13 protein-coding genes are annotated in these 11,650 nt (G+C 61.1%); 4 read left to right on the top strand and 9 right to left on the bottom strand.

What is annotated here, in order from left to right:
* The first annotated feature begins 171 nt into the window (after nucleotides 1-171).
* A complete protein-coding gene (locus VMF11_02605) occupies nucleotides 172-378 on the top strand; it encodes a hypothetical protein (protein HTU69186.1) in 207 nt (68 codons plus the stop codon).
* 89 nt (nucleotides 379-467) lie between these two features.
* Entirely contained in the window at nucleotides 468-746 is a 279-nt protein-coding gene (locus VMF11_02600; GenBank protein HTU69185.1) for a hypothetical protein, read from the top strand.
* Between the two features lie 4 nt (nucleotides 747-750).
* Here VMF11_02600 and VMF11_02595 read toward each other — a convergent pair whose 3' ends face one another.
* The 3 genes from VMF11_02595 to lnt form a co-directional block, all read right to left on the bottom strand.
* Nucleotides 751-1,248, bottom strand: coding sequence for a hypothetical protein (locus VMF11_02595; protein ID HTU69184.1), 498 nt, complete (start codon nucleotides 1,246-1,248; stop codon nucleotides 751-753).
* Nucleotides 1,249-1,321: 73 nt separating this feature from the next.
* Complete coding sequence (locus tag VMF11_02590) at nucleotides 1,322-1,879, bottom strand: hypothetical protein (protein HTU69183.1); 558 nt, start codon at nucleotides 1,877-1,879, stop codon at nucleotides 1,322-1,324.
* Nucleotides 1,863-3,362, bottom strand: coding sequence for an apolipoprotein N-acyltransferase (lnt, locus tag VMF11_02585; protein ID HTU69182.1), 1,500 nt, complete (start codon nucleotides 3,360-3,362; stop codon nucleotides 1,863-1,865). Before lnt ends, VMF11_02590 begins: the two co-directional genes overlap by 17 nt.
* 118 nt (nucleotides 3,363-3,480) lie before the next feature.
* Here lnt and VMF11_02580 point away from each other — a divergent pair, with 118 nt between their 5' ends.
* Nucleotides 3,481-4,155, top strand: coding sequence for a hypothetical protein (locus tag VMF11_02580; GenBank protein ID HTU69181.1), 675 nt, complete (start codon nucleotides 3,481-3,483; stop codon nucleotides 4,153-4,155).
* 1 nt (nucleotide 4,156) lies between these two features.
* Here the strand turns inward: VMF11_02580 and VMF11_02575 are convergent, their stop codons facing one another.
* Genes VMF11_02575 through VMF11_02560 form a run of 4 tightly spaced genes read right to left on the bottom strand, consistent with a single transcriptional unit; the run spans nucleotide 4,157 to nucleotide 9,386 of the window.
* On the bottom strand, nucleotides 4,157-6,673 hold the full coding sequence (locus tag VMF11_02575) for a hypothetical protein (protein ID HTU69180.1): 2,517 nt from the start codon (nucleotides 6,671-6,673) through the stop codon (nucleotides 4,157-4,159).
* Nucleotides 6,674-6,677: 4 nt separating this feature from the next.
* Nucleotides 6,678-7,832 (bottom strand): LptF/LptG family permease, encoded by a 1,155-nt coding sequence (locus tag VMF11_02570; GenBank protein HTU69179.1) that lies wholly within the window; start codon nucleotides 7,830-7,832, stop codon nucleotides 6,678-6,680.
* 30 nt (nucleotides 7,833-7,862) lie between these two features.
* Nucleotides 7,863-8,336, bottom strand: a complete 474-nt coding sequence (locus VMF11_02565; GenBank protein HTU69178.1) for a lytic transglycosylase domain-containing protein — start codon at nucleotides 8,334-8,336, stop codon at nucleotides 7,863-7,865.
* Between the two features lie 54 nt (nucleotides 8,337-8,390).
* Nucleotides 8,391-9,386, bottom strand: a complete 996-nt coding sequence (locus VMF11_02560; protein HTU69177.1) for a fumarylacetoacetate hydrolase family protein — start codon at nucleotides 9,384-9,386, stop codon at nucleotides 8,391-8,393.
* A 365-nt stretch (nucleotides 9,387-9,751) separates the two neighbouring features.
* Between VMF11_02560 and VMF11_02555 the strand changes: the two genes are divergently transcribed.
* Nucleotides 9,752-10,387 (top strand): hypothetical protein, encoded by a 636-nt coding sequence (locus VMF11_02555; protein HTU69176.1) that lies wholly within the window; start codon nucleotides 9,752-9,754, stop codon nucleotides 10,385-10,387.
* A 4-nt stretch (nucleotides 10,388-10,391) separates the two neighbouring features.
* Here VMF11_02555 and VMF11_02550 read toward each other — a convergent pair whose 3' ends face one another.
* The gene (locus tag VMF11_02550; GenBank protein ID HTU69175.1) at nucleotides 10,392-10,976 is read right to left on the bottom strand and encodes a hypothetical protein; all 585 of its coding nucleotides are present in this window, start codon (nucleotides 10,974-10,976) and stop codon (nucleotides 10,392-10,394) included.
* A 476-nt stretch (nucleotides 10,977-11,452) separates the two neighbouring features.
* Nucleotides 11,453-11,650, bottom strand: a 198-nt coding sequence (locus tag VMF11_02545; protein HTU69174.1) for a hypothetical protein, incomplete at its 5' end; no start/stop codon positions are given.

Below are 11,650 nucleotides of genomic sequence, written 5' to 3'. Positions count from 1 at the left end.
GCCTTCAACCCCGGCGGCGCGGATACCGGCCGGGGGAGGACAAAGAGAGCGAGCGCTCGCCCTGGCCGCCGCTCGCCGTCGAACTCACGCTTGTGAATTCCTGGGTTTAGCGACCGGGCGTCTGGGCATAGTACGTCCGTATCCTTTTCCGCAAGGAGAGATGAAATCCAGATGTCGATTCAAGAGGAGCCGCAAGGCGGCATGAGCGTGCGCGAAGCAGGTCGTCGCGGCGGCGAGCGCGTCAAAGCGAAGTACGGCACGGAGTTCTACGAAGAGATCGGCCGCAAGGGCGGCGAGGCGACCAAAACCAAATACGGCCCCTCGTTCTATGAAGTCATCGGTCAAAAAGGCGGCCAAAAGCCCAAGCGTAAGTCGTAAGCTCCACTTCATCCCGAACGGTAATCCAATTTATGGCTGGCAAAAAAGGCGGGAGCGGAGCCGATGACGACGCTGCGAAAGACATGTCGGTGCGCGAGGCCGGCAAAAAGGGCGGCGACACCGTGCGCGATCGCTATGGATCGACCTTCTATGAAGAGATTGGCCGCAAAGGCGGCAAGGCGACACGCGATCGGCATGGCGTAGAGTTCTACGAATCGATCGGTCAAAAAGGCGGCAAAGTCGTCAAAGAAAAGTACGGCCCGGATTTCTACGAAGAGATCGGCCACAAGGGCGGTCAGAAGGTGAAGAAGCTGATCGCCGAGGCCAAGAAGAAGCGGGTCGACGAATCCAGCGAGGAAGAGAGCTGAGGCGTCAGCGGCATCCTCCAGCCGCGATCAACCGCCTCGCTTCCGCTTCGACGTCCTTGGGGTCGACGCTCCCGTCGGGCTGAAGCGTCATCGCAAGGTTGCTCTTCGTCGTCCATGCAACGCCATCGGCTTTATAGTGTGCGATCTTACACGGCGTCGACGTGATGTCTTCGCCGTGTAAGAACAGCAGCGTGAAGTTTTGCTTCGGCCATTCCGAGAGCAGCATCGCCTGATTGCCGTATTGGTATTCGAACGCAACGCCGCGGTGGCTCGGCGTGTCCAAGTCGCCGAGCGGCGGAATGACTGCGTATTTCAGAATCTGCCGCGGCGGTACCCAGGGACGGTAGGAAATCTTCGTGACCGCTTGCTCGAGCGGCATCACGACGCCCCGGTCGTCGATCAGCATCGGCGGAAGCGACGGCTGCGCTGCGGGTCCTTTGTGCGCGCAGGCGGGAAGAGCCAAAAGGAGCACACAGGTAAGAGCCGAGCGTAAGCGGCGCATGCCTTATCTATCGGCCGACCGGCTGCTCCGCGCGAGCCCGATTTCCGCAAAAATAGGAAGGCGGCCGAACGATCTAATGTTCTATCTGAGTGCTTCCCTCGATCGAGCCGAAGTGAATCTGATCCGTTGCGAAGTTGATCGCGACCGAGCCGAACTCGAGCGTGTGATGGCCGGAATGCAGGAAGCTGGGATGCTGCATGAGGAGCATCTTCGAGCCGTTGGTCCAGATGACGAGATCGGTATCGAACGAGCGTTTGAGGGGGTCGCCGATCAGGGTTACCGTGACCTTTCCGATCGCGGTGAAATTCAGTGACAGCGTATCGACACTGATCCGTTCGGCCGTGATTCTGAGGTAGGGTTTCCCGTGTTTGAAGACGATGCCGTCGTGCACCCCCTCGACCGTTCCCACCGTTCCATCGGGTGAGAGCTGTGCCGTCGTGTAGTCGAAGCTCCAGGATTTGGTCGTGATGCGGTTGCCCAAAACGTGGCCGCCGCGCAGGGTAATGCCGGTCTGATCGGGCGGCAGGGGCGGCGTGCCGATCCCGGCGAGGATCACTTCGACGATCACGTAGATTGCCAGTACCCCGCCGGCCGCCAGCGCGACCCAGCGCCACTTAATTCGTTTCTTCACGCTGCCTCCCGAAGAGGACGAGCAGCAAATAGAGCACGATCGTCGCGAACAGGATCCGGGTCGGCCCGATGCGCGTGAACGGTGCGCCGGCGGGAGGCCCGACCATGCCGTGAACGTCCCCTCGCGTGTCGAGCGGCAGCTTTGCTTCCCAGCTTCCGTCGGGCGCGACGATGCCGCTGATGCCCGTCGCCGCGGCGCGGACGACGTATTCGCCGGACTCGATCGCGCGCATCTGCGCGATCTGGGCATGCTGGTACGGACCCGACGACGTCCCGAACCACGCGTCGTCGGTTGCCACGATCAGCACCTGTGCGCCGTGGCGCACTTCATCGTAGGCGAGATCTCCGAAGGCGGACTCCCAACAGATCAGCTCACCGACGTTCAGTCCGGCCGTGGTCGGAAAGACGCCGGTCCCCGTACCCTCGGCGAAATTACCGTTCAATTCGCCGACGTAGGGCAGCCACCACAAAAATTGTGCGCCGGGAAAATGTTCGGCGAACGGTACCAGTTGCCGTTTGTCGTAGACGCCGGTAACTCCGCCGGGAGTGAAGAGGTAGAGCGAGTTATAGTAGAGTCCTTCGCCGGTACGAATGCTTCCGACCACGACGCTCGCGTCGGCTTGCGCAGCGAGTGCGGTGAATTGCGTCATGAGTTGCGTGTCGGTGTTGAGTCCGCCTCCGCGCATCGCGATAACGGTTTCCGGCCACACGATCAGCCGCGGATGATAGGCGATCGCGCTGCGCGTCATCGCCGTGTAGACGTTGACGGCACGCAGCAGCGAGCCCGGCTGCCACTTGAGCGATTGCGCGATGTTGCCTTGTACCGCGACCACCGGAACGGACGGCGGCGGCGCGGTACGCGCGGGCCATGCGGCCCACGCGGCGCCCGTTGCCAACGCAACTGCGACGAGCACTGCGGCGAATGCGCGCCAGGTGCGCGTGCGCAGCGCGTAGGCCGCATACGCTCCCAGCAGCCACAAAACGAACGTGAGGCCGCTCGTGCCGGCATATGCGCCGAGCGCGCGCAGCGGCGTTTCGACCTGCGTCGTTCCGAGTTGCGCGAACGGGACGCCGAACACGCCGATCGAGCGCAGCCATTCGGTTGCCGTGAATGCAAGCGCGGCGGCGAGCGGCACCAGCGCCGGTGCGATGCGTGCGCGAGCGATGACGGTCATGACGCCGGCAACCGCGATGGCGAGCGCTTCGATCGCGGCGCTCACGATCACCGCGGCGTAAGCAAGCGGACCGACCGCAGTGCGAATCGTCGTGCTCCACCACCAAAACGAAATCGTGAAAAATACGACCCCACAGATCCACCCCAGGATGAGCGCGTGCTTCCAGGATGCGCGTTGCCAGGTCCAGAACAGCGCCCCTGCGGCAAGGGGGGGCGCCCACGCGTATCCCGCGCGCGGAAACGCCAGCGCAAACAACAAGCCCGCGAGTGCCGCAATCACCATCGAGCGCAGATGTTCCGAGGAAGACATGATTCGTAGAGCGGGTTTCGTGACGGGTTCAGCAGCGGTAGTCATCGCCTCGGCCTGCGGAAGACAGGTTACGCCCACCCGCGCGGGTATCGGACCCGGCGGCCTGGAGTCGGGCTTCATGAGCGTGAAGTTTAACGTTCAGAGCGCGTTCAACTTCTCCACTGATTCCTACGCCATCGTCTTCAACACCTCGGGCAGCGGCGTAACGCCGCTTCCGGTCACGACCAGCAACAACTACGCCGGCTATTCGATCGCGATCGTGGTCGGCGGAAACGGCGGCAGCGGCGTTCAGGCACAGGCGTACTACTACTACCGGCCCGCCAATACGTCGCAGGCGCCGGTGCTCTACCCGATCAGCCCCACGCCGCAGCAGCTGATCCTCACGCTCTACAGCGGCGGTCTCCAGACTCAATTCACCGTCATCTTCGCGCGCATCATTGCGAGCTTCAGTGCCACGACCACGCCGACGCCCAGCCCCACCGCCTCGGCTGCGGCTACCGCGAGTCCGACAGCGAGTCCGTCGCCGACCGCGACCGCCTCCGGTGTGGCCGTCTCGAATCTGTGGAACTTCAACTTCTTCGTTTTGCAAGGTCAGGTCTCGCAGTACGAAAGCCAGGGAAGTCTCCAAATCGTCGATTCGCTCGGCGCCGGCGGTGCGAACGACACGACGTACACCTCGCCGCAATTGGACGTCTCGACCTCGTTCGATACCGGAGCGTTTTACGTGCAGGCCGGTACGCATCCGTCGCAATCTGACGCACTGGCCGGCGGCGACATCGCCAACAATCCGTAGATCAGAGGTTGTTGAATGACGTCGGGATCAGCGGGCCGCCTTGACCGAGGGCGAACGTCGCGCCCTGCGTCGGGAACGCGAGGATGTTGATCTGCAGTGTCACGAGCTTTTGTGACTCGTTGTAGAGCCCTTCCAGTTGATAGCAGTTCCCGATCGTGTGCGTGACGTAAAGCACCTTTTGCTCGAGGCGTGCGTGCATCGTCCAGTCGATGGTAGTGACGAATTGCAGTGAGGTATCGCGGCCGAACGGCGTCGAGAGCTGCAGGTTCGTGCTTCCGAACCCTTGTCCGGGCCCCGGCGCGAACGAACCGCCGATGAGCACGATCGATTTCGGCGTCGGCGCGGCCGTGAACTGATAGGTCACGGGTTGCGCCTTCGCGTCGAAGTACGTCGAGAACCCGAGCGCGAGATTGTAGACATTGCCGTTGAGGACGCGCACCAGATCCTGCGCGTTCTTCGTGTTGGTACCCGGAAATTGATCGAGCGTGTAAAACGGCACGGACGCCGGTCCGTTATAGTTCTCCTCGCTATAAGTCAGCGTGTTGACGAAATGCTGGCTGAACGGGGTCGTGAGCGAAGCTTGCTGCTGAATCGACGCCTTGAGGTCGCCGGTTCCGTAAGCGTACTGATTCACGTTGACCGTCCCTTGAAAATCGCTGCCGAAGATTTTTGCGATCTCGGGACCGAGAACGAACGCCATGTCGGCGCGCTGAGTCGCGAAGGCATAAGACGGCTCGCTGTACTCACCGATCGTGAAGTTCGCCGATGTCGGAATCCAAAAATCCGGAAAGAATTTGTAAGGCCGGATCTGCAGCTGCGGGATCTCGTCGGATCCGTACGGCTGTGCCGCGAAGGTCTTGTTGTAGGTCATCTGGTAGTCCGCGCCGGGCGTGGTCAGGTGCAGCAGGTCGTTGACCGTCGCGGTCGAGTTGGTGGAACCCACGCCGCCGAAGCTCGACGAGCTGCTCGAAAGCGTGAAGTTGAACGCGTTGCTCAGCTTCTGATTGAACTGATCTTGATCGGTGAACGAAAAGCTGTTGCTGCTCGATTGCGAACCGGTGGCGCTGCGGCTGAAGCCGTACTGCTGCGAAGTGTGGGCGGTTTGATGGGCGACCGTGAAGTTCAGACTGGTCGTCGCCGGCAGGTTCGTGTACGGGCCGAAGTTCGACTGATAGCCGAGATTGAAGTTGGCGCGCAGCGTCCTGGAGATGTTTTCGGTCTCGGTCAAGGTCAAGTTGTCGGTGGTAGCATCGACGCGCCGGTCGTGGATCTCGTAGAAATTGATGCTCGCGTCGCGTCGCCCGTTTTTCTTCTTATAAAAGGCAACGTATCCCAAGCCGAGCCCGACCTTGGTGAAATAATTCAGGACGTAATAGCCGTAGAAGTACTGATCCTTCCCGAACGTCGTACGGGTTTTGATCCAGTAGCCTTCGTATTGGTCGTAGCCGACGTCGGGGAAATACTTGGGCCGCTGATTCGGATTGTCGATCGTGCGCAGCGGGATGACGACCTTGGGCAAGAAAAACACGGCAGCGGCGCCGAGCCAGAGGATCGCTTTATAGATGACGATCTTGTCGCCCGGATAGACGTCCATGTTCTTGCCGGTGATGTGATAACCGCCGCGCTGGTTCTCGCAGGTGGTGACCGATGGTGCAAGGCCGTGGCCGACACCCTGCGCGTCGGTGTGCAGGTCCTTGGCGCTGAAATGGACGAGGCCCTCATTCACGCCTTCCGAACTGGTGCCGCGTCCGTTGGTGAGGATCGCGGTCTGATCGATCGTGTCGAAGGTGATCTTATCGGCTTGGAGCACCGAATCTTTGGCGTGGTTGATGATGAAAGGGTGACCGGTGATCGTGATCGTGCGCAGTCCGTCGTAGTGCGCTTCGTCGCCGACGATCTCTTCCGCGCCGTAGAGGATGTGCACGTTGCCGGTCGCCTCGCCCGGTTTTCCGGGACTGGTGTTTCCCGAGACCTTGTCGGCTAGCACCGCGATGTAGTTCGGGGCAAGCGTCGGCACGCCGGTCGGCTCCGCGGTGGCTTTGGGCCGCGGCGCTCCCGCGGGTACGATCGGCGAAGGCGTCTCGCCGCCGCGCTGCACGAAGACGGGCTGATTCTGATCGAATGGATTGGGTGTCGGCGTGGGAACGGGCGGCGGTGTCGTCCCGGGCGAGCCGGTGGGCCTCGGCGTTGCGTACAGCGTGGTGGTCGAGTTCGGGCGCGTGCCGAATGTCGGCGTCGGCATCGGTGAGACGCCGGGCGACGCGCTCGGCGTCGGCGTCGGATTGAATTGCGCGACGTAACGGCTGCCCTCGGGTTCGTACGAGTCTCCGACTTCCTTGGCAAAGAGGCGCGCCTCGTGAATCGCGCACGACTGCCCGTTCATCAGCGCCAGCACGCGCGCGTTTGCCACCGTCTGATCTTCCGCCGCGAATCCGCGGGCCGGAACGTTTCCGCACAGCAACGCAAAAAGGCATACGCTTGCCGCGACTGCCCGGCGGCTCAACGATCTCGACTTCACGCCGTCAGTGTTCTTCCAGCCAGAGCAACACGAGTCCGGTACCGCCCATGATGATGTTCGGCAGCCATGCAGCCAGCAACGGATCGATTTTTCCGTTGCGCCCCAACGCTGCGGCGGCCGACGTAAGCAAAAAATATCCGAAGAAGGCAAGGATCGCCATCGCGATGCCGAGCATTTGTCCGCGCTTACCGTACCGCATTGCAAGCGGAACTGCGAGGATGACGGCGATGAACGACGCAAACGGCCACGAGAGTTTGTTGTAGAGGTTGATCTCGAGATTGCCCAGCGCCGATCCGCCGATGCCCTGCTGCTGAAGCGACTTCACTTGCGCCGACAAATTCTTGCTCGACATCGTCCACGGATCGGAGTTCTGATTGCTCATGAACTGCGCGGCGGTCTCGGCCAACGGCAGCCCGATCAACGCTTCCTTGACGTGCTGCTGGCTGGTCATCATGCCGTCGGCGCCGTAGCGCGTGTCGATCACGTCGTGCAGCGCGAGCTGCGTCCCTTCGACGGTGGCCGTCTTGGCTTGCAGCGTCTCGACGAAGATCCCGTAACGTCCGAGTTTGAAGACCTGAACGCCCTCCATCGTCTTGTTGTCGGGCAACACTTGGTTGACGTAAAACACGTTCCCGGTGTCGGGGTCTTTTCGGAAGAACTGCGGCTCGACCGGCAGCGCGTCGGTATGGTAGAGGATCTGATAGAACGTGCGCGTCGAGATATCGACTGCGGACGGCGCGATGTTCTCGTTGATCGCGTAGGATAGACCGAACATTACAAAGCCGAAGAGCAGCGGCGTGAGCGCGATGCGCCATACCGGAACGCCCGAGGTACGCATAGCCGTGATCTCGTTATCGCCCATGAGGCGCCCCATCGCCAGCAATCCGGCGAGCAGCACCCCGAACGGAAACGCCATCGGCGTCGCCTGCGGAACGCGGTAGAGTACGAATCGCAGCACCAGAAAAAACGGCGCGTGCTGATTGATGATGTAATCCGCGGCGACAAAGAAGATGTTCAGCGCCCAGAAGATCAGATAGGCGAAGAGCCCGGCGAAGAACGGCAAGAGCATCTCGCGCAGGAGATAGCGATCGAGAATCGGGATGCGCAGTGCGGCGAGACGGAGGCCCGGATGCGGCTGGCGTTCGGTGAGCGTCGCCATCGATTAGCCGGCCCGGTTACGCCGCGGCACTCAGTAGCTCCGGTAAGCGGAGACCACCCGGGCGACGTAAGCGCGCGTTTCCGGATAGGGTGGCACGCCGTGATAGCGATCGACCGCACCCGGCCCGGCGTTGTACGCGGCGACGGCGAGCGTCACATTTCCGTGATAGCGATTGAGCAGTCGCTTGAGATAGGAGGCTCCGCACTGCACGTTCTGGGTTGGATCGAATGCATCGCTCACACCGCAGCCGCGCGCCGTGCCAGGCATCAGTTGCATCAGCCCTTCAGCGCCGGCGAGGCTGATCGCGGAAGGATCGCCCGCGGACTCCGCCATCATCACCGCGCGCACTAAACCAGGCGGCGTCCCGGTGGTCAGCGATGCTTCCGACACGAGATCGCTGACCTGCAGCGAATCGAGCGAGCGCGGCGCATAGGGTAAATAGCCCCCACCGCTGCAGCTGTAGAGCAGGCTCAAGAGGCCGAGCATCCCGAGCAACCTTTTCATGGCTTCGTCATGTTCTCCGGGCCGGGGCCCCGGCCTCTCATAGGCCTACCAGCTTTACGTTAGCGTGAAACGCAATTCCCCGAGTTTCGAGATTTTGGTCGTGATGCGATCGCCTGCTTTCAGCCAGACCCGCTTGTCTATCGGGTATCCCAAAATCACGCCGCTCGGCGTTCCGCTGTAGATCACATCACCCGGCTTGAGCGTGATGAACTCCGACATGTAACTGACGATCTTCGCGCACGAGAAGATCATCTGCGCGGTGTTCATGTCTTGCCGCGGTGTCTGCTCGTCGTTGACGAAGGTTTGAATCTGCAACGTCTGCGGGTCCGGGATCTGATCGGCAGTCACGAGCCACGGGCCGAGTGGAGCGAATTGATCGGGCGTCTTGCCGGTCATCCATTGGGAGACTCGCAGCTGCGCATCGCGCGCGCTGAAATCGTTACCGCAGGCATAACCGAAGACGTAGGACAGCGCGTCGGCTTCGGAAACGTTGCGTGCCTCCTTACCCATGATGAGTACGAGCTCAGACTCGTAATCGAATTGCGTGAGCGGAAGCGTGGATACCGCGACCGTGCCGTTGTGCCGGTTGAGCGCGGTGTTGTATTTATTGAAGAGATCGGGATACGGCTGCGCCGTCATGTTGGTCTCGGCCAAATGGGCGCGGTAGTTCAAACCGACGCAGAGGATCTTTTCCGGCGACGAGACGAGCGGTGCGTATTCCACCGAGGATTCGCTGCGTATCGCGCCCTCGGGTGCCGCAGCAGCGATGCGCTGCAGCGAGGCGACGTCACCCCGGCCTACGATCACATCTTCGATCGTTTGCGGCGGATCGGAGATCCCGAGCGCGCCGGCCGCGCGCGAAACGTCGATGATGCCGTGCCGGCCGCGAATCCCGACGTGGTCGGCGCCGCCGTCGCGCAGCATCGTGAACGTCAGGCCCGTAACCGTGGCCGAACCGCTCTCGCCCGCGACGAGCGAGGGTGCGCCGCCGGCTACGGCGGCTGCCGCAGCCGCGGTTCCGGCAAGAAAGCCTTTGCGAGATACGTCCATAATGAACACCTCCGGTTTAAGGGCTTCGCTGCCGCTTTTGGGCGTCCCTCAGCGGCGCTCAATTCGCCGGAAGCTCGTTCGGCCGGCGAACGCCTGACGCACCGGTTGCGGAGCAAGAGCGTTACGAGCAGCGCTTCCGGTCTCATAAAGTCCTGTACTCACACACCGGCCAGGTAGCTCCCGCAAGATCGTGCCGCAACCGCTCCTTCGGTTTGTTCAAACCGCTTCGCCATGAGGCGAACAGGCGTTCGGCGTGCCCCCATCGTACCCTGAGTTTTGCGCAGCAAGTAGTGCTGGGGCGTATATTGGTCTCTGCACATACTCTGGAGGCGGAATTTCGGTTTGGTCCGCGAGAGTAGTACTCGATGCGAACCATCGGTGCGCGGGCACGAGAGAGCATGGGCGCGGCAGCCGCTAATTGTCAGCGGTATAACGTGCCGCTTTCTTTAGAGGCGATCTTCTTTTCTGCGGTCGAAACGTGGGATCCGTCGCGCGAAATACTACGAGAAGCGCAACTCGCCGAGATCTTTGTCAGACTTAAGGCCGTAACTAGGCCTGATGCTCCAAACGAAATCAGCCCTTGGTTTGAGGCTATAAGTCGCGACGACTTTCCGACACCATACATTTCGTTGAAGGACGTTATTGTGAGCTTGGCGTTACGGATTGGCGAACGCCTGGATACATTGCTCGTTGAAACAGGCCTCGATGTCGCAGCCTTACTTCGGCATGTTGAGGAAACGGCGGGAAACATTGTAGACGGACCCATTCCCGTCGAGCCTCCGTCGCCATTGCGATACGCGGTCGTCATAAGCGGCCCCGGATTTGACCACGCCGGCAATCGGTATGAGAGAAGAGAGCAGGCGGAGGCCGCAAAGCGCCATTTTGAAGCGTTGCTTCACGGGGCGAATCCGATTGTTCCCCGCCCCACAGCTTCATTTGGCTTCCATCTACCGCCCAATTTCTACCAAGCGACGCAAATTACGATTCGTGAATTAGGCTAGATCGTTACCGCGCTGCCAGTTTACAATCCGGTGCAGGCGAGCACGGATTCGATACCGATTCGACCCGCGTGGATGAGCCGTCCGTCGTGATCGCGACAGCGGCGTTTTCGTCGGTGCGGTAGACGGTTGCGGCGCCTTTCTGGAGCGTCTCAATCGTCGATGATCCAGGATGGCCGAAGAGGTTGTGCCGCCCCACCGAGATGATAGCGCTGCTGGGATGTGCGGCGGCGATGAATTCCGGCGACGAACTGTACGCTGATCCGTGATGTCGGCCCTTGAGGACGTCGGCATGCGAGTCGATGCCTTCGGCTAGGAAGCGTCGTTCCGCCGCAACGCCCGCGTCACCCATAAACACCACCCGAAACGAGCGATACTGCAAGATGAACGCGATCGAGTTGTCGTTGATCGCGTTTTTTCCGCCGATGAACGGCAACGACGGGCCGATGAACGTCAGCGTTATGCCGTCTCCGCGCCACACCGCCCCGGCGCGCGGATACACGATCGGCACGCACTCAGCATGTGCAACGTCGAGGCAGTCGTGATAGGCGTGACCGCCGTGCGTCTGACCGCTATCCGGCGATCTCCGCAACGCGTAATTTCCGCAACACCGGCGAACACCCGCGGACGTGATCTCATAAAGCCTTGTACTCACACAACAGAGCATCCGGAGTCGCATCGACGCGGAAAGTCATCTCATACTCGCATCAGTCGCGAGGAGCTACATCGGGAAAGCTTTCGAACCTATCAGCGTGCTTCTCGCACGGGACGAGGACCCACGTGTCCTCAGGGAAGTTCTTGGGATCGTACTCGATGACGGTGTACGGCAATCGATTCATAGCCGCGCAATTGGACGGACAGCCCGCTTCGGGATCGGCGGTCTTTATCGGATCGCAGATCCACAGCAGCCTGGCGGTGCGATATTGGGGAAGGCGTGGGCCGGGGCCAAAGCTTACACCTACGTCCCCACCGGCCGGTCTCCCGAGATTTCGAAATAACTCAGGCATAGGCACCCTCTTTGCCTGCGACACCTTCTAGCCGTTCGGGTAAGCCGCGTTGCAGTTCCCGCTAATGTATTCTTGTTGTGCCCAACCTGAGAAAACGGGAACGGGGAGCGGCGAAGCCGATCGTGTCCCAGGCCGTGGTGTATGAGAGGACTATCCTGGCCGCATAAATGAGAGCGGCCACCGTGGCTTTCGGCGAAGGTTGTTTTTGCAGAAAACAATCGACACGAAAGGAAACCACGATGACCAAGCCTAGTATGGC

This window comes from Candidatus Baltobacteraceae bacterium, assembly GCA_035502855.1.
Lineage (GTDB): Bacteria > Vulcanimicrobiota > Vulcanimicrobiia > Vulcanimicrobiales > Vulcanimicrobiaceae > Aquilonibacter.
This window is presented reverse-complemented; position numbering and strand designations above follow the sequence as displayed.

Excerpts from the sequence above, each read along its gene's own strand:
- VMF11_02605 (HTU69186.1), top strand. The coding sequence starts at position 172 with ATGTCGATTCAAGAGGAGCCGCAAGGCGGCATGAGCGTGCGCGAAGCA.
- VMF11_02595 (HTU69184.1), bottom strand. The coding sequence starts at position 1,248 with ATGCGCCGCTTACGCTCGGCTCTTACCTGTGTGCTCCTTTTGGCTCTT.
- lnt (HTU69182.1), bottom strand. The coding sequence starts at position 3,362 with ATGTCTTCCTCGGAACATCTGCGCTCGATGGTGATTGCGGCACTCGCG.
- VMF11_02580 (HTU69181.1), top strand. The coding sequence starts at position 3,481 with ATGAGCGTGAAGTTTAACGTTCAGAGCGCGTTCAACTTCTCCACTGAT.
- VMF11_02570 (HTU69179.1), bottom strand. The coding sequence starts at position 7,832 with ATGGCGACGCTCACCGAACGCCAGCCGCATCCGGGCCTCCGTCTCGCC.
- VMF11_02565 (HTU69178.1), bottom strand. The coding sequence starts at position 8,336 with ATGAAAAGGTTGCTCGGGATGCTCGGCCTCTTGAGCCTGCTCTACAGC.
- VMF11_02560 (HTU69177.1), bottom strand. The coding sequence starts at position 9,386 with ATGGACGTATCTCGCAAAGGCTTTCTTGCCGGAACCGCGGCTGCGGCA.
- VMF11_02555 (HTU69176.1), top strand. The coding sequence starts at position 9,752 with ATGCGAACCATCGGTGCGCGGGCACGAGAGAGCATGGGCGCGGCAGCC.